Source organism: Robiginitalea biformata HTCC2501 (assembly GCF_000024125.1).
In the GTDB taxonomy this organism is placed as follows: Bacteria; Bacteroidota; Bacteroidia; order Flavobacteriales; family Flavobacteriaceae; genus Robiginitalea; species Robiginitalea biformata.
The window spans coordinates 1,342,501-1,359,887 of the sequence record NC_013222.1; the positions used below are offsets into that span (position 1 = coordinate 1,342,501).

General features: G+C 56.5%; 14 protein-coding genes and 1 tRNA gene (1 of these 15 running past the window's edge). 9 read left to right on the top strand and 6 right to left on the bottom strand.

The genetic code is table 11. The features are described 5' to 3' along the window. The 6 genes from RB2501_RS05910 to RB2501_RS05935 form a co-directional block, all read right to left on the bottom strand. A protein-coding gene (locus RB2501_RS05910) for a hypothetical protein (RefSeq protein WP_015753850.1) crosses the window boundary here: on the bottom strand, nucleotides 1–138 show its 5' end (the start). The gene continues 774 nt to the left of window position 1, outside the view; the window shows 138 of its 912 coding nt (coding positions 1–138); the start codon lies at nucleotides 136–138; its stop codon lies beyond the left edge, outside the window. A gap of 57 nt (nucleotides 139–195) precedes the next feature. Then, complete coding sequence (locus tag RB2501_RS16440; RefSeq protein WP_015753851.1) at nucleotides 196–327, bottom strand: hypothetical protein; 132 nt, start codon at nucleotides 325–327, stop codon at nucleotides 196–198. Nucleotides 328–395: 68 nt separating this feature from the next. Beyond that, nucleotides 396–722 (bottom strand): hypothetical protein, encoded by a 327-nt coding sequence (locus RB2501_RS05915; protein ID WP_015753852.1) that lies wholly within the window; start codon nucleotides 720–722, stop codon nucleotides 396–398. 319 nt (nucleotides 723–1,041) lie between these two features. After that, nucleotides 1,042–2,508: a glutamate synthase subunit beta gene (locus tag RB2501_RS05925; RefSeq protein WP_015753854.1), complete on the bottom strand. Its 1,467-nt coding sequence runs from the start codon at nucleotides 2,506–2,508 to the stop codon at nucleotides 1,042–1,044. Between the two features lies 1 nt (nucleotide 2,509). Next, on the bottom strand, nucleotides 2,510–7,012 hold the full coding sequence (gene gltB, locus RB2501_RS05930) for a glutamate synthase large subunit (RefSeq protein ID WP_015753855.1): 4,503 nt from the start codon (nucleotides 7,010–7,012) through the stop codon (nucleotides 2,510–2,512). Between the two features lie 424 nt (nucleotides 7,013–7,436). Then, entirely contained in the window at nucleotides 7,437–8,579 is a 1,143-nt protein-coding gene (locus RB2501_RS05935) for an acyl-CoA dehydrogenase family protein (RefSeq protein ID WP_015753856.1), read from the bottom strand. A 270-nt stretch (nucleotides 8,580–8,849) separates the two neighbouring features. Here RB2501_RS05935 and RB2501_RS05940 point away from each other — a divergent pair, with 270 nt between their 5' ends. The 9 genes from RB2501_RS05940 to RB2501_RS16485 all read left to right on the top strand — a co-directional run bounded on the left by RB2501_RS05940 (nucleotide 8,850) and on the right by RB2501_RS16485 (nucleotide 17,330). Beyond that, a complete protein-coding gene (locus RB2501_RS05940; protein ID WP_041327537.1) occupies nucleotides 8,850–10,076 on the top strand; it encodes a Glu/Leu/Phe/Val dehydrogenase dimerization domain-containing protein in 1,227 nt (408 codons plus the stop codon). A 15-nt stretch (nucleotides 10,077–10,091) separates the two neighbouring features. Beyond that, nucleotides 10,092–11,441, top strand: coding sequence for a sodium:proton antiporter NhaD (nhaD, locus tag RB2501_RS05945; protein WP_015753858.1), 1,350 nt, complete (start codon nucleotides 10,092–10,094; stop codon nucleotides 11,439–11,441). Nucleotides 11,442–11,529: 88 nt separating this feature from the next. Beyond that, complete coding sequence (locus RB2501_RS05950) at nucleotides 11,530–12,222, top strand: MotA/TolQ/ExbB proton channel family protein (protein WP_041327023.1); 693 nt, start codon at nucleotides 11,530–11,532, stop codon at nucleotides 12,220–12,222. Nucleotides 12,223–12,231: 9 nt separating this feature from the next. Then, a complete protein-coding gene (locus tag RB2501_RS05955; protein ID WP_015753860.1) occupies nucleotides 12,232–12,618 on the top strand; it encodes an ExbD/TolR family protein in 387 nt (128 codons plus the stop codon). Then, on the top strand, nucleotides 12,618–13,523 hold the full coding sequence (locus tag RB2501_RS05960; RefSeq protein WP_015753861.1) for a hypothetical protein: 906 nt from the start codon (nucleotides 12,618–12,620) through the stop codon (nucleotides 13,521–13,523). Before RB2501_RS05955 ends, RB2501_RS05960 begins: the two co-directional genes overlap by 1 nt. Beyond that, nucleotides 13,524–14,744, top strand: coding sequence for a bifunctional folylpolyglutamate synthase/dihydrofolate synthase (locus RB2501_RS05965; RefSeq protein ID WP_015753862.1), 1,221 nt, complete (start codon nucleotides 13,524–13,526; stop codon nucleotides 14,742–14,744). A 155-nt stretch (nucleotides 14,745–14,899) separates the two neighbouring features. After that, the gene (locus tag RB2501_RS05970; protein WP_015753863.1) at nucleotides 14,900–16,450 is read left to right on the top strand and encodes a sulfatase family protein; all 1,551 of its coding nucleotides are present in this window, start codon (nucleotides 14,900–14,902) and stop codon (nucleotides 16,448–16,450) included. Nucleotides 16,451–16,544: 94 nt separating this feature from the next. Continuing rightward, a tRNA-Val gene (locus tag RB2501_RS05975) sits at nucleotides 16,545–16,619 on the top strand. A 540-nt stretch (nucleotides 16,620–17,159) separates the two neighbouring features. After that, nucleotides 17,160–17,330 (top strand): DUF6747 family protein, encoded by a 171-nt coding sequence (locus RB2501_RS16485; protein ID WP_015753864.1) that lies wholly within the window; start codon nucleotides 17,160–17,162, stop codon nucleotides 17,328–17,330. Nucleotides 17,331–17,387: the final 57 nt, after the last annotated feature.

Below are 17,387 nucleotides of genomic sequence, written 5' to 3' on the forward strand. Positions count from 1 at the left end.
GGACGGGATGGTATCCGGAGAAATGAATTCCATGGAATTGGTCACCACCTCGATGGTGGGTTCCGGTTCCGGTTCCGGGTCGCCGGCAACTTCCGCCTTCTTGGGGTCTGATTTGCAATTCCAGAAGAGAAGCCCCATGCACAACATGAGTAAGTGCGCGGAGCTTCTGTAATTTCTATGAAACATAGGTCGCTGTTATATATTAAACTTGACACCGCCCATCAGGACAAGCTGTCCTTCGTCGATGATTACGTATTTGAGTTCGGCAAACGGAATGACGGAGCCGCCGATGATAAAGTTGGCGCCGGCCCCGAGGTTCAGCCCCAAACGACCATCGGAAACTGAAATGTCACCGCCAAACCCGGAATCGCCCGATACTTTGACCGAGGTGTAGTTCAGTCCGGCCAGGCCGTAGAATCCGATACCGTCGCTATCGAGAAAGCGTAGAATCCGATACCGTCGCTATCGAGAAAGTAGTAATTGACATTTCCATTGGCCTCAAACCAATTGATGTCGATTCCTTCTTCTTCCCTGGGGAAGTAATAGATCAGCGACGGGGAAATGACCAGGTTGGTGGCAATTGGAAACTCCGCATTGGCACCGATTCCCAGGCTTTCTACTTCTGTTCCGTAGGCGAGGAATCCCCCGATCCGGGTGTCTTCCTGGGCACTCCCCAGATTGGCAAGCAGAATTGCTCCGATAAGTAATACGAATTTTTTCATGTGATTGGAATTTTAGGTTGAATTGCTATTAAAATAAAAGTTTTTATTAAAAAACCATAACCTGGGTGGTTTGCCCGGTAGATTGCCGGGTCGCCGCAGGCTGAAAGGCCATCGGCTGTGGGGTCCTCTCCCTGCCTTTATTTACAGCCATGCCAAAACTATGTGGAAAGGGCCCAGGATGATCCCACAGATGTATCAAATGATTATACATATGTATCATTGGTCCGAAAATCCACATGTCTGCCGCAGGGCGTACCATGTGCCATAAAAAAGCCGCGGGGATCCCCGCGGCTTACTGTCAGAAACCTATAGCTAATTCTCAAATCCTGGGCAGGTCCCCTTCGCCCTTCAGGGGCAGTTCGGAACTTCCCATCAAATAGGAATCCACATGATGCGCAGCCTGTCTCCCTTCGGAAATGGCCCAGACGATCAGGGATTGTCCGCGTCGCTGATCGCCGGCGGCAAAAACACCCGGTACGTTGGTCTGGTAATCGGAAACAGAGGCTTTGATATTCGTGCGGGGGTCGAGTTCAAGGCCCAGCTGGTCGGCGATGCTCATTTCCGAGCCGGTAAAACCCAATGCAAGCAGGGCCAGGTCGCAGGGCCATTCCTTCTCGGTGCCCTTGAGTTCCACGAGCTTGGGCCGCTGGCCGGGGACTTTTTCCCATTCCACCTCCACGGTGACCAGGCCGGTCAGTTTCCCATCCCCGTCGCCTTTGAATTCTTTGGTGGATATGCTGAAATAGCGCTCTGCCCCTTCCTTGTGGGAAGAGCTCGTGCGGAGCCGCATGGGCCAGAATGGCCACGGCTGGTCTTCCGGCCGGCCGGCTGGCGGCTTCCCGAGGATCTCGAAATTGGAAACGGACTTCGCCCCCTGGCGGAACGATGTCCCGATGCAATCCGACCCCGTATCCCCTCCGCCGATTACGATGACATTCTTGCCTTTGGCGGATAGCTCCTTACCTTTAAAGGGAATACCGTCTACCCTGCGGTTGTTTTGCCCGAGGAAATCCATGGCCTGTACCACCCCGTCCAGGTCGGCTCCAGGAATCGGGAGCGGCCGGCGGACCGTGGCCCCCCCGCAAAGGAGGATGGCGTCGTAGTCGCTTTGCAGGTCTGTGGCGGCCACGTCCTTCCCGACATGTACGCCGCACCGGAATTCGATGCCTTCCTCTTCGAGGATTTCCAGGCGCCGGTCGATGACGTGCTTCTCCATTTTGAAATCCGGGATGCCGTACCGGAGGAGCCCCCCGGGTTTTTCATCCCTTTCAAAAACCGTTACCAGGTGGCCCGCCCGGTTCAGCTGCTGCGCAGCTGCCAGCCCGGCCGGCCCGCTACCCACTACGGCTACTTTCTTGCCGGTCCGCGTTTCAGGCGGGGTGGCAATCACCCATCCCTTGGCAAATGCCGTTTCGGCAATGTGTTTTTCGATATTCTCAATACTTACAGGGTCCTCGTTGATCCCCAGGACACAGGCCTCTTCGCAAGGTGCCGGGCATAACCGCCCGGTGAATTCCGGGAAATTGTTGGTGGCGTGCAATATTTCTGCAGCCTTATCCCATTTTCCCCGGTACACAGCGTCGTTGAAATCGGGGATCAGGTTCCCCAGCGGGCATCCGCTGTGGCAGAAGGGGATCCCGCAGTCCATGCAGCGGGCACCCTGTTCCTTCATGGCCTTCTCGGACAGCGGCTTGGTGAATTCCTTGTAATTCTTAAGACGTTCCTCCACGGGCGCATAGGGGTCCACCTTGCGCTCGTATTCCATAAATCCTGTAATCTTTCCCATTTTATATCGTCTCTAGCTTTTCGTTTTCCAGACGGATCAGCGCCTGGCGGTATTCCTCGGGGAATACCTTAATGAACTGGGGCAGGTAGGTCTCCCATTTTTCGAGGACTTCCTGGGCCAGCGGGCTGAAGGTGGCGTTGTAATGGTCTTCTATCATTCCCCGCAATTCCGCGATGTCCTGGTCTTCCTCTACTTTGAGCAGGTTCAGGGCTTCTTTGTTGCAATTTCGCTCAAAGGTCTTATTCCGGTCCAGCACATAGGCGATACCCCCGCTCATACCGGCCCCGAAATTCCGGCCGACTTCCCCGAGGATGACCGCTACGCCCCCGGTCATGTATTCGCACCCGTGGTCGCCGATGCCCTCTACGACCGCACGGGCCCCGGAATTCCGCACGCAGAAGCGCTCCCCGGCTTTCCCGTTGATATACGCCTCGCCCGACGTGGCGCCGTAGAGGCAGACATTCCCGGTGATGATATTCTCTTCGGGCCGGATGGTGGATCCGCCTGGGACCTTGATGATCAGCCGGGCTCCGGAGAGCCCCTTCCCGAGGTAGTCGTTGGTATTGCCGTTAACTATCATCGTCAGGCCGCGGGTTGCAAACGCCCCGAAACTCTGGCCGGCCGAACCGGTAAAATTCAGTCGGAGCGTATTTTCCGGCAGGCCTTCCGCCCCGTAAATCTTGGATATTTCATTGCTGATGATGGCGCCTACCGCCCGGTCCGTATTGTGGATCGGGAAGTCCAGGGACGTCTTCTCCTTCCGGAAGAGTGCCAGGTGGGCCTTTTCGATGATCTCGAATTCAATGGACTTTTCAATATTGTGGTCCTGCTTTACCGTATTGTAGAACTTCGTGCCTATCGGTACAGGCACCTGGTGCAGGATCGGGCTCAGGTCGATACCCCGCGCCTTGTAGTGGTCAATGGCCTTGCGGCGGTCCAGCTTCTGTACCTGGCCGACCATCTCGTCGACGGTCCGGAAACCGAGTTTGGCCATGATCTCGCGCAATTCCTCGGCTACAAAGTACATATAGTTGACCACGTGCTCCGGCTTGCCCTCAAATTTTTTGCGCAATTCCGGGTTCTGCGTAGCGATGCCTACCGGGCAGGTGTTCAGGTGGCACACCCGCATCATGATGCAGCCGGAAGCTACCAGGGGGGCGGTGGCAAAACCGAATTCCTCGGCCCCGAGCAGGCAGGCAACCGCAACATCCCGGCCGGTTTTGAGCTGACCGTCGCATTCCAGGACTACCCGGTTCCTCAGGTCGTTCATTACCAGGGTCTGCTGGGCCTCGGAAATACCGAGTTCCCAGGGGAGGCCGGCGTGCTTCAGGGAGGTCAGGGGAGAGGCCCCGGTACCCCCGTCGTGGCCGGAGATCAGGATTACGTCGGCCTTTGCTTTGGATACTCCAGCTGCCACGGTGCCCACGCCTACCTCCGATACGAGCTTCACGTTGATGCGCGCTTCCCGGTTGGCGGATTTCAGGTCGTAAATCAACTGGGAAAGGTCCTCAATTGAGTAAATATCGTGGTGCGGGGGCGGGGAAATCAACCCGACATAGGGGGTGGAATTTCGCGTTTTCGCGATGGCGGGATTCACCTTGGGGCCGGGGAGCTGTCCGCCTTCGCCCGGTTTGGCGCCCTGGGCCATCTTGATCTGGATTTCCCGGGCATTGGTCAGGTAATTCGAGGTAACCCCGAACCGGCCGGATGCCACCTGTTTGATGGCGCTGTTGCGCCAATCCCCGGTCTGGCTCCGGTAGAAGCGCTCGGCATCTTCACCTCCCTCGCCCGAGTTGCTTTTTCCCCCGATCCGGTTCATGGCAATGGCCAGGTTTTCGTGGGCCTCCTTGCTGATAGACCCGTAGGACATGGCCCCGGTCTTGAAGCGCTTCACAATTTCGGTCCAGGGTTCCACCTCCTCAATCGGGATCGGGTCGTAATTCGAAAACTCGAACAGGCCGCGGATAGTCATCAGGCTCTTGGTCTGCTCGTTAACCAGTTCCGCGTATTCCTTATAGGTCGAAGGCTCGTTGAGCCGGACCGCTTTCTGCAGCTTGGCGATGGACAACGGGTTGAACATATGCTTTTCCCCGTCCCGCCTCCAGCGGTATTCGCCCCCGATCTCGAGGTCCAGGTTGGCTGCCAGTTCCTTGCGGTCAAACGCCTTGTGGTGCCTGAGGGCTATCTCCTTTTCCATCTCATACAACCCGATGCCCTGGATCCGGGTGGGGGTATTCGGGAAATACTTCTCAACCATCTGGGTGTTCAGCCCGATGCATTCAAAGAGCTGGGAGCCCCGGTAAGAATTTAACGTGGAGATCCCGATTTTGTTCATCACCTTAAGGATTCCCTTGCCGATGGCTTTGTTGTAGTTGCGGATCGCCTCCTCCCGGCTGACGTCCTGGATATCGTGCTCCTCGATCTGTTCGGCGATGATCTCGTTCACCAGATACGGGTTGATCGCGCTGGCCCCGAAGCCAAAGAGCAATGCAAAATGGTGCACCTCCCGGGGTTCGGCCGACTCCACGATGATACTCAGCTTCGACCGCCGACCCAGGCGCTGCAAGCCGCTGTTTACATAGGAACAGGCCAGCAGGGCAGGGATGGGCGCCATGTCTTTGCTGACATTCCGGTCGGAGAGGATGATGATATTCGCCCCCTGGTCTATGGCCCGGGAGGCTTTGGTTAGCACGGCTTCCAGGGCGTTCTCCAGGCCGTTCAGGCCTTTGCTGATCTCATAGAGGATCGGGATGGAAACCACCTTGTAATCCGGGCTGCTGTCGTAGTTCTTTATTTTGTCCAGGTCTTCCTTGGAGATGACCGGGTTCTGAATTTTCAGCTTCCGGCACTGCAGGGGCGAGATGTCGAACAGGTTGTGGTCCGTCCCCAGCGTCAGGCTGATGTCGCAGATCAATTCCTCCCGGATGCCGTCCAGGGGCGGGTTGGTTACCTGTGCAAAGAGCTGTTTAAAGTAATTGTAGATAAGCTGGGGACGTTCGGAGAGCACGGCAATCGGGGTATCCGACCCCATGGAGCCGATGGGTTCCTTGGCGGCCTTGGCCATGGGCAGGATAATCGTATTGATGTCTTCCAGGGTGTACCCGAATGCAGCTTTCCGCTTCTCGAGCGTCTCTTCGTCCAGGAAGAGGGGACAGTCGTTATAGGGAATATCCCGCAGGTGCACCAGGTTCTTTTTGAGCCATTTGGCATACGGGTGTTTCCCGGCGATGGCTTCTTTGATCTCCTCGTCGTTCACGATTCGGCCTTCTTCCATGTTTACCAGGAACATCTTCCCGGGTTCGAGCCGGCCGTGGAAGGCGATATTCTCCGGCTCCAGTTCCAGTACCCCCGTTTCCGAAGACATGACCACATACCCGTCGCGGGTCACCGAGTAGCGGGAAGGCCGGAGCCCGTTCCGGTCCAGGACCGCCCCGATGTAGTTTCCGTCCGTAAACGGGATGGAGGCCGGTCCGTCCCAGGGCTCCATCAGGCAGGAATTGAATTCGTAGAAGGCGCGTTTGGCTTCGGACATGTCCGGGTTTTTCTCCCAGGCTTCCGGCACGAGCATCATCATGACTTCCGGCAGGGACCGCCCGGTCATCAGCAGGAGTTCCACCACCATGTCCATGGTGGCCGAATCCGATTTGCCCGGCAGGATGACGGGAAGGATTTCCTTAATTTCCTCCCCGAACAGGTCGCTCTGGAATAAGCTTTCCCGGGAGTGCATGCGCGACACGTTCCCGCGGAGCGTATTGATTTCCCCGTTGTGGCACATATACCGGAAAGGCTGGGCCAAATCCCAGGTGGGGAAGGTATTTGTCGAGAACCGCTGGTGCACCAGGGCCAGGCGGGTCACCACCCGCGGGTCCATCAGGTCCTTGTAGTATAACTTGATATCCATCGGCATCAGCAGCCCCTTGAAGATAATGATCCGGGTGGAGAGGCTCGGCAGGTAGAAGAAGCCCCGTTCGGACAGTTTGGAAGCGATGATGGCGTGCTCCGTTTTTTTGCGGGCTACAAAGAGCTTCCGCTCAAACGCAAAATCGTCCTGGTCTTCGGCAGCCTTCCCCACGAAAACCTGTTTGACGAATGGTTCGGTTTCCGCAGCGATGCGGCCGGGGACCCGGCGGTTTACCGGGACGTCCCTCCAGCCCAGGAGCCTGAGGCCCTGCGCTTCCAGGTTTTCCCCGAACAGGGTGGTGCAATAATCCCGTTGGTTTTCCTTTTGGGGCAGGAACACATTACCCACCGCATAGGTGCCAGGCTCCGGCAACTCAAAGGAGCATACCTCGGTAAAGAATTCGTGGGGGATATCGATCAGGATGCCCGCCCCGTCGCCGGTTTTGCCATCGGCGCTTACGGCCCCGCGGTGTTCCAGCTTCTCGAGGATCTCCAGGGCTTTATGAATGATGTCATTCGATTTTTTGCCCTTCAGGCTGCAAATAAAACCGGCGCCGCAGTTGTCGTGCTCAAATTCGGGGAGGTACAATCCTTGTTTTTCCATAGGGGTCTCGCTTTTGAATTCCGCAGGCCAAAATTGCTCGAATCGGCTTGCAGGTGGGGTCGCACCGGTCTTTTCCGGTTATGCGATTATCTCAAAATTAGGGATAACTCTGTCATTAATTCATCGATTTTTGTGATAATCTGCAAAAAATTCAACGTTGGTAATTATCACTTAAAATATTCCCATTTTGGGAATTGTTAACAAGACGTATTACGGAATCGTCAATTTCAGGTAAAGAAAATACCCGGGGAGCTGTGTCAGAGGGGTGTGAAGGTGAAAATGCACAGATTGGTTGGTCCAACCCCTGTAAATAATAAGGGGCCTGCCGCATAAACCGAATATTTGTCGTGCATACCGGGTAAAAAACAGGGGTGGGCTGCCCGGATTCGCCAGTAATCCTGCCCTATTTCAAAAGATTATGGGATTAATCCCGGAGGATACTCCTGGAGATGACGATTTTCTGGATCTCCGAGGTGCCCTCGTAGATCTGGGTAATCTTGGCATCCCGCATCAGGCGTTCCACGTGGTATTCCTTTACGTAGCCGTTCCCCCCGTGTATCTGAACGGCCTCCACGGCCGTATCCATGGCTACCTGAGATGCGTATAATTTGGCCATCGCGCCGGAGAGGTCGTAGTTCTCCCCCCGGTCCTTGTCTGTGGCGGCCCGGTACACGAGCATCCGGGCTGCCTCAATTTGGGTGTGCATGTCGGCCAGTTTGAAAGCGATTGCCTGGTGGTTGGCGATCTCCGTCCCGAAGGCCTTCCGCTCTTTGGAGTATTTCAGGGACAATTCGTAGGCGCCGGCCGCAATCCCCAGTGCCTGGGCCGCGATGCCGATACGTCCCCCGGAGAGTGTTTTCATGGCGAATTTAAAACCGAAGCCATCGGCCCCGATCCGGTTTTCCTTGGGCACTTTTACATCATTGAAATTCAGGGAGTGCGTATCGCTCCCCCGGATACCCAATTTTTGTTCCTTGGGTCCGATTTCAAAACCCTCCATGCCTTTTTCGACAATCAGCGCATTGATACCCTTATGGCCTTTTTCCGGGTAGGTTTGCGCAATCACCAGGTAGATATCGGCTGAATTGCCGTTGGTGATCCAGTTTTTGGTGCCGTTGAGCACATAGTGATCGCCGGCGTCTTTAGCAGTGGTCTTTTGGGAGGTCGCATCGCTGCCGGCTTCCGGTTCGGACAGGCAGAAGGCGCCGATTTTTTCTCCTGTCGCCAGAGCTGGCAGGTATTTCTGTTTTTGCTCCTCGGTTCCATAGGCCTCCAGACCCCAGCACACCAGGGAGTTGTTCACCGAAACCACAACGGATGCCGAGGCGTCCACCTTGGAGAGTTCCTCCATCACCAGGACGTAGGACAAGGTGTCGAGGCCGCTGCCGCCGTATTCCGGGGAAACCATCATGCCCATAAACCCGAGCTGCCCCATCGCCTGTACCTGGCGGGTCGGAAATTCCTGCTTTTCGTCCCGCTCAATCACTCCGGGCAGCAGTTCCGTCTGGGCAAAGTCCCGGGCGGCCTGGCGCACCATCTGTTGTTCTTCGGTTAAACTAAAATCCATGCGATTTGTATTTTTCTCAATGAAACTGTGCAAATATACGCCCTGGCTAAACGATATTCAATAGGTGCGGGCCTTTATTGAGAATCTGAAAACGCAGGCGGGGCAACCCTTTTTGAGGTAGCCACCCGATTCGTGCGAAAAGCAGGGCAATATTTTTATATTTGTCCGGGCCGTCACCATTGCGGGAACGGCTGGTTACATCGCCGGGGATTCCGGAAATCCCGGGTTCCGGCACCGATTGCAGACCATTCCAAAAGCCGCATTATGTTGATGAAGGAGCTCCTGGAGCGCTATGAGAACAAACCCCCTGAAATTGTATTTCAGTGGAAGGACCCGGAAACGGAAGCCGAAGGGTGGGCCGTTATCAATTCCCTGCGCGGGGGAGCTGCCGGGGGCGGCACGCGCATGCGGGAGGGCCTGGACCAGAATGAGGTACTCTCCCTGGCCAAGACGATGGAGGTGAAATTTACCGTCTCGGGCCCGCCGATTGGCGGGGCGAAGTCCGGTATCAATTTCAACCCGGACGACCCCCGGAAGAAAGGGGTGCTGGAACGCTGGTACCGCGCGGTTTCGCCCTTGCTGAAGAACTATTACGGTACCGGGGGCGACCTGAACGTCGACGAGATCCACGAGGTGATCCCCATTACGGAGGACGCCGGGGTGTGGCATCCCCAGGAGGGGGTGTTCAACGGGCATTTCCGGCCTACGGAAGCCGATAAGATCAATCGGATCGGCCAGCTGCGCATGGGGGTCATCAAGGTCCTCGAGACGGATACCTATTCGCCGGATACCTCCCGGAAATACACGGTAGCTGACATGATAACCGGTTTCGGCGTCGCTGAAGCCGTCCGGCATTTTTACGACATACACGGCGAGAGCGTGGTCGGGAAACGGGCCGTGGTGCAGGGTTTTGGCAATGTCGGCGGGGCGGCGGCCTTTTACCTGTCCAAGATGGGCGCCCGGGTGGTTGGCATTATCGACCGGGCCGGGGGGGTCATCAAAGAGGAGGGATTCAGCTTCGAGGAAATCCGCGCCTTGTTCGGGAAGAAAAAGGGGAACGCCCTGGTGGCGGAGGACCTGATTCCTTCGGCGGAGATGGATCGACGGATCTGGAGCCTGCCCTGCGAAATTTTTGCCCCCTGTGCCGCTTCGCGCCTGGTAACCCGGGAACAGATCAGTACGCTGATCGATTCGGGCCTGGAGGTCATATCCTGCGGGGCAAACGTGCCGTTTGCCGACCGGGAGATTTTCTTCGGCCCGATTATGGAGTTTACCGACCAGCGCGTCAGCCTGATACCCGATTTTGTATCGAACTGCGGGATGGCCCGGGTGTTTGCCTATTTTATGGAAGGACGGGTGTCCATGGAGGACGCTGATATTTTTAATGACACCTCCGGGACCATTAGAAATGCAATTTTGAATATATTTAACCAAAATCCAACTCGAAGGAATTTCAGCCGGACGGCCTTTGAAATCGCCCTGAAACAACTCGTATAATACAAACCAAACACTATGGAAACCATTATCATCATCGTCTTCCTGGTCGGCTACCTCGCCATCACCCTGGAACACAACCTCAAGATCGACAAGCTGATACCCGCTCTGGCCATGATGGCCCTGCTATGGGCAATCATCGCCCTGGCCCATTTGCCGGTATTTGAGGTGAATGCGGAGCTCAAGGAGCTGGAGCCCACGCATATAGACGAAATCCTGTTGCATCACCTTGGGAAAACCGCGGAGATCCTGGTCTTCCTCCTGGGGGCGATGACGATAGTGGAAATCATCGACTATTTCAATGGGTTTGCCACCATCAAGGGGTATATCCGCACGCGCAGCAAAACCAAGCTGCTCTGGCTGTTTTCCCTGCTGGCTTTTGTCCTGTCGGCCATTATCGACAACCTCACCGCCACCATCGTCCTGGTGACCATCCTGCAAAAGGTGATCAAGGACCGCAATACGCGGCTGTGGTTTGCGGGGATGATCATTATCAACGCCAACGCGGGCGGGGCCTGGTCGCCCATCGGGGACGTGACCACCACGATGCTCTGGATTGCCGACAAGGTATCCGCCCTCCAACTGGTCGAACACGTCCTGCTCCCGTCCATTGTCTGTACGGTGGTGCCGACATTGATCGCCAGCCGGTTCAAGGTATTCCGCGGGCAGATTGCCGCGGAGCCGGAGGATCTGGAGGAGCCGAAATCGAAATTCGGGCCCACCATGCTCTACCTGGGGCTGGGATCCATCGTCTTTGTACCGTTCTTTAAAACCATTACGCACCTGCCCCCCTACGTGGGTATGATGCTGTCCCTGGCCGTGGTGGCAACCTTTGCCGAGATCTACAGCCAGACCAAGTTCAGTATCAGTTCGGTGGATAAATCGGAGAGTGACGAGCACGACGCGCATGCGTCGCACAGCCCGGTGCATTCCTCCCTGTCCAAAATCGAGTTGCCGAGCATCCTCTTTTTCCTCGGAATCCTGCTCGCCGTGGCGGCCCTGGAGTCGCTCGGGTATCTGTTTACCTACGCCGAGGCGCTGAATGAGGCTATCCCGAATACGGATATCGTGGTGATGTTGCTGGGTGTCGGATCGGCCATTATCGACAACGTACCGCTGGTAGCGGCCAGTATGGGGATGTTCTCCCCGGGCATGGACGACCCGCTCTGGCACTTTATCGCCTATTCGGCGGGTACGGGCGGCAGTATGCTGATCATCGGCTCCGCAGCCGGGGTAGTGGCTATGGGAATGGAGAAAATCGACTTCTTCTGGTACCTGCGCAAGATTGCCTGGCTGGCACTGGTGGGCTTCCTGGCGGGGGCCGTGTCGTTTATCCTCCTGCGCGACCTGGTGCTCAACCCGATGTAGGCACCCGGGTAGCCTGCGTATTTTTTCTGCCGGAATACTTAAAACGGTAAAACTCCGTTATTAGAAGCAACCTAATAAGAGAGCTATTATGATAATGTTTCAGGACGCCGTCGATGAAGCCCAGTTGGGTGAGATCGCATCCGAGGAAAAAACCCTCTCCGTTATTGACCTGATCTTTAACGGGGGCACGGGAAGCATCGTGATCATCACGGTGCTTTTCGTCATGCTGGCCGTGGCCATGTACATCTATTTTGAGCGCCTGCTGGCCATCAAGGCCGCGTCCAAAATCGACAAGAATTTCATGAACCAGATCCGGGACCACGTAATGGGAGGCAAACTGGAGGCCGCCAAGATCCTCTGCGCCCAGACCGACAGTCCCGTGGCGCGACTCACCGAGAAGGGGATATCGCGGATCGGCAAACCCCTGGACGACATCAATACGGCTATCGAGAATGCAGGTACCCTGGAGGTTTACAAACTCGAAAAGAACGTGAGCGTCCTGGCAACCGTTGCCGGGGCTGCCCCGATGATCGGGTTCCTCGGGACCGTAATCGGGATGATCCTGGCTTTCCACCAGATGGCTACCAGCGGCGGACAGGCCGAAATGGGCGCGCTGGCATCGGGCATCTACACCGCCATGACCACGACCGTTGCCGGACTCGTGGTGGGCATTATCGCCTATGTGGGCTACAACCACCTGGTGAACCGCACCGACAAGGTGGTCCACAAGATGGAGGCGAATGCCGTGGAGTTCCTGGACCTGCTGAGCGAACCCATTTAAGCAGCGCGTATGAAACTCAAAGGAAGGAACAAAGTGAGCCCGGAGTTCAGCATGTCCTCCATGACGGACATCGTCTTTCTGCTGCTCATCTTTTTTATGCTGACGGCCAATTCCCCGAATGCCCTGGACCTCTTGCTGCCCAAGGCCCGGGGGAAGTCTACCAATACGCAGAATGTCTCGGTGACCATCAACAAGGACCTGGACTATTTTGTAAACAACCAGCAGATCAACGGAGCCTATATTGAAATTGAACTAAAAAAAGCACTGGAGGGCCAGGAAAACCCGACGATTATCCTGCGGGCCGAAGAGAGCGTTGCGATCAAGGAAGCCGTCAACGTGATGGATATCGCCAACAGGAACAACTATAAGGTCATCCTCGCCGTGCGTCCGAATTAATGTCATTACTGGATACGAGACACAAGAAAAAATCCTTCACGCTCACCACATTGCTGTTGAGCCTGCTGGTCCTTTTGCTGTTTTATATCGGCCTGACCTATATGGACCCGCCCGAGGAAAGCGGCATTACCGTCAATTTCGGGACCATGGAGTACGGGATGGGCAATGAGCAGCCCCTGGAACCCGTCCGCAGGCAGCAACCCGAACCTGAAGAAGGGGTTGAGGAGGAAGTCGTGGAGGAACCGGCCGAACCGGTCTCCGAGCCCGAAGTGCCCGAGGAATCTACCCAGACCGATGCCCCCACCGAAGAAGTCCTGACCCATGAAAACGAGGAATCCGTCCGTATCCGCCAGCAGGAGGAAGCTCGCAAAAAGGCCGAGGAAGCCGCGCGCAAAGCGCAGGAGGAGGCCGAGCGCATTGAACGGGAAAAACAGGCGGTGGCCGAGCGGCAACGACGGGAAGAGGAAGCTAAAAAACGGGAACTCGACGCGATGATGGGCGGCCTGAATAATTCGGACGGTACGGCCGAAGGCAGCGAGGGCGACGACGACCGCGCCGGCGACAAGGGCCAGCCCGGGGGGGACCCCTATGCCACTACGTATTACGGGGCACCCGGCAGCGGTACAGGCACCGGCGGCTACGGCCTGAGCGGCCGTTCCCTGGCGAGCAGGGGGCAGGTGCAACAGGAGTGCAACCAGTCCGGGCGCGTGGTGGTGAAAATTACCGTGGACCGCAGCGGAAAAGTCGTCGATGCGCAACCCGGGGTACGGGGAACCACAAACAGCGACCCCTGTTTGCTGGAACCCGCGCGGAAAACGGCGTTTATGCACCGCTGGAACCCGGATTCCAATGCGCCCAGCCGGCAGATCGGCTTTGTGGTGGTGAACTTTAAACTGGGCCAGTAGATGGACTACCGCCAGACGCTGGACTGGATGTTTGCGCGTCTGCCCATGTACCAGCACCAGGGGGGCGACGCCTACCAGGGCAAACTGGAACCCATCCGCCATTTCGCCACCCGCCTGGGAGACCCCCATAAGAAATTCCGGAGCATCCATGTTGCCGGCACCAACGGCAAAGGCTCCAGCAGCCATATGCTCGCCTCCATCCTGCAAGAGGCCGGGTACCGCGTCGGGCTTTACACTTCCCCCCATTTAAAGGACTTTCGCGAACGGATCCGGATAGACGGGCAACCGGTGCCCGAGGAGCGCGTGGTGCAATTTATCGCGGACCACCAGCCTTTCCTTGAAAAGGCGGGCCTTTCGTTTTTTGAATTGACCGTCGGCATGGCCTTTGATTATTTTGCCGGCCAGGAGGTGGATGTGGCCGTTATCGAAGTAGGCCTGGGCGGGCGTCTGGACGCCACCAACATCCTTGTGCCCGAGGTGAGCCTGATTACGAACATCGGGCTGGACCATACGGAATTTCTAGGAAAAGAGCCCCGGCAGATTGCCCGGGAAAAGGCCGGGATCATTAAACCCGGCGTCCCCGTGGTGATCAGCGAAACCCAGGAGGAGGTAGCCCCCGTTTTCCTGGAGGTAGCCGAAACGCATCAGGCACCCTTACGATTTGCCGACCAGGCCTCCTGGCCGGAATACCCGGTATCCCTGCTGGGCAGCTACCAGTCCCGGAATGTGAAAGGCGTGCTGGCCACCCTGGACGTACTGAAATCTGCCAGCGGCTTCCGGATAGATGAGGAAGCCGTCCGCAAGGGCCTGGCCCGGATTGCGGAAAACACCGGGCTCATGGGGCGCTGGCAGATCCTGCGGGAACACCCCCGGGTGCTATGCGATACGGCCCACAACCGGGAGGGCCTGGAATTGGTCCTGGAGCAACTCGCTAGTCAGACCTACCGGCAGCTCCATTTTGTGTTGGGCTTCGTGAAGGAAAAGGACCTGGACGGCATCCTGCCGCTCTTCCCGAAAGAGGCGCGCTATTACCTCTCCCGCCCCAACATCCCCCGGGGCATGGCTGTCGAAAACCTGGCATCGGCTGCCTCCCGGCACGGCCTTCCTTTCAACCGCTACAACCATATCTCGGAGGCTTACCAGGCCGCCCTGGCAGCCGCCGAACCCGAAGACCTGGTCTTTATAGGCGGCAGCACGTTCACGGTGGCGGAAGTGGTATGAAATGGGTGCGGCCTGTCGCCGTTAAAGGATTCCAACGAAATAATTACCTTAGGGTTTGCCGCGATCCCACCTCCCGCGGATAACACCTTAGTACAATGCAACTTATAAAGCGGTTCCGCATACCAACGATATCTCTACTGCCGGCATTCCCACTATTGCCGGCATTCCCTCAACTACCGGCAATCCTCTGCCTGGTTGTAGCCAGTTCCTGCTCAGGCGATCTGCCACAGGCAGCGGGCGGCGCGAATTCCGACGCCTCCCGGCCGAACATCGTGATAATCTATGCGGACGACCTGGGGTTTGGGGATACAGGCGCCTACGGCGCTACCGAAATCCAAACGCCCCATATCGACTCCCTGGCTGCGGGCGGGCTTCGGTTTACGCGCGGCTATGCCAGTTCGGCTACCTGCACACCCAGCCGCTATGCCCTGCTTACCGGCCAGTATCCCTGGCGGAAGGAGAAAGCGCGGATATTGCCCGGGAATGCCCCCCTGCTGATCGATACGGCACAGGCAACCCTCCCCGGCCTATTGCGCCAGGCGGGTTATCGAACCGGGATTGTGGGAAAGTGGCACCTCGGACTGGGCACGGGGGCTGTTGACTGGAACCAGGCCATTCGCCCGGGGCCCAACGAGGTAGGCTTTGAAGAAAGCTTTATCCTGGCTGCCACACAGGACAGGGTCCCCACCGTATATATCCGCAACGGACAGGTGGTGGGGTTGGAGCCGGACGATCCCATTCAGGTGAGCTACGAGGAGAATTTCCCCGGCGAGCCCACCGCCCTGGACCACCCGGAGCTCGTCAAAATGGGGTGGGATCACGGACACAACAACAGCATCGTAAACGGCATCCCGCGGATTGGGTTTATGAAAGGGGGGCAGGCCGCCCGCTGGGTGGACGAGGACATGGCCGATACCTTTCTGAAGGAGGCCCAGGTGTTTATCCGCGAGCGAGATCCGGAAGCGCCTTTTTTCCTGTTTTATTCCCTCCAGCAACCCCACGTCCCCCGTACCCCACATCCCCGGTTTGTGGGTGCCACCGACCTGGGCCCCAGGGGGGATGCCATCTTTGAAGCGGATTGGTGCATCGGGCAAATACTGGCCACCTTGCAAGATGAGGGCCTGCTGACCAATACGCTGGTGATCTTCTCCAGCGATAACGGACCGGTACTGAATGACGGCTACCTGGACCAGGCCGTTGAGCGGAATGGAGGGCATTCGCCCTGGGGTCCCTACCGGGGTGGGAAGTACAGCCTTTTCGAAGCCGGTACCCGGGTGCCCTTTATCGTGTCCTGGCCGGGGACTATTGCCCCTGGGGTGAGCGATGCCATGGTCAGCCAGATAGACCTCCTCGCTTCACTGGCCCACCTGACAGGTGTCCCGGATCCGGGAACGGACAGCCAGAATATCTGGCCGGCCCTCAGCGGCCGGTCCGATGCGGGGAGGGAGCATATGGTACTGGAAGCCACATCCCGGACGGCTTTTCGCACAAGGGACTGGGTCTATATCCCGCCCCAAAGCGGCCCCCCGGTGGCCAAAAATGTGAATATCGAGTTGGGCAATGCCGCGGCTCCCCAGCTATACCACCTCGAATCCGACCCGGGCCAAACCCGGAACCTGGCCGAAGAATTACCCCAAATCCGGGACTCCCTCATGCGGCAATACCAGGAGATTATATCCAGCCCGGGCACCCATCAAATCCCCTGATTCCAGCCCCAGTTAAACCATAAAACAGGGAGCTACTTTTTTGTTTTTTTTCTTTTGGGAAGGAAAAAACTATTCTATATTTGCACACCCTTTCGGGCTCTTAGCTCAGTTGGTTCAGAGCACCTGCCTTACAAGCAGGGGGTCGCTGGTTCGAATCCAGCAGGGCCCACATCAAGCAGAAAACCCCGCAACGTAAGTTGCGGGGTATTTTTTTGAACTTTCGTCAAAAGCTTGCTTTTGTAAGAAAGTGAGAAAAAATATCCCGGAATCCGCGAAAGCGGATTGGGGTTTTCTATTTGCAGGAGTGGGCACGGTCTGGATCACGAGCGAAGCGAGTAATCCAGCAGGAGTGGGCACGGTCTGGATCACGAGCGAAGCGAGTAATCCAGCAGGAGTGGGCACGATCTGGATCACGAGGCGAATGCCGAGTAATCCAGCAAGGCGGAATGCATTTTGGCCGTTCGGCCCGGGTCACAAACAAATCGAGTACTTCAGGAGCGTCCTGTCTCAATGCCTGCTACTCCCGGTATGGCTGCATTTTTATCAATTGTCTTTCTGGTATGCTTCCGGATTAAGAATTCTTTGAAACGCCAAAATTTTGGACGAAAGGAGATCCGACTTCATTCTGCCGATTAAATTTCCCATTTGTCCAAAGGAATTGCAAGGGGTCATGGTCAGTCCTATGTTTGCGGTCTAAAAACCCCCAATTATGAAGACAATACTACTCTTGCGTGAAATCTATTTTGAAGGCTTTAAAGGTATAGGCCATTTTCTGGTCAGAAACTACTTTAAAGTTTTCGCCTGGATCAGCTTCACATTATTTTTCATCGTTCTTTACGCATTTATATATCGGATAGTCACCGGGTTTGTATTCGATTAAAATTTAGGATGGTCCTTACTCAAGAAATTGAGCTAACCGAAGGTTTACCTTTTCCTT